This is a genomic window from Vogesella mureinivorans (assembly GCF_007644035.1).
Taxonomy (GTDB): domain Bacteria; phylum Pseudomonadota; class Gammaproteobacteria; order Burkholderiales; family Chromobacteriaceae; genus Vogesella; species Vogesella mureinivorans.
The window spans coordinates 1-254 of sequence record NZ_VMTV02001088.1 but is presented as its reverse complement, the minus strand read 5'-3'; the positions used below and the strand labels follow the sequence as shown (position 1 = coordinate 254).

Genomic DNA, 254 nt, shown 5'->3' with positions numbered 1-254 from the left:
ACGTGGTTAGCTCAATGGAAAGCCAATATTGTTGCAGTGGATTTACCCAATGAGCGTGTTTGGGGGAAAATTCTCGAGACTATTCAAAATGGTAATGCCACCCTCTATGCACCAAGCTTACAACAAATCAATGACAGCAATGATTTGAATGAACTAAAAACCAAGCTTGGAGCAAATTTACTCACCCAAATTCCTGAAATTATGCAATAGATACCAAGTCTAGTTTGTGTGGGTTCTCGCATAACCATTGCGTA

Annotated in this window: 1 protein-coding gene; it reads left to right on the top strand. The window is 39.8% G+C overall.

Going from position 1 to position 254, the window contains the following annotated elements; translation table 11 throughout:
• A partial coding sequence (locus FLQ44_RS22870; RefSeq protein ID WP_206209133.1) for a hypothetical protein occupies nt 1-210 on the top strand: 210 nt, incomplete at its 5' end.
• Nucleotides 211-254: the final 44 nt, after the last annotated feature.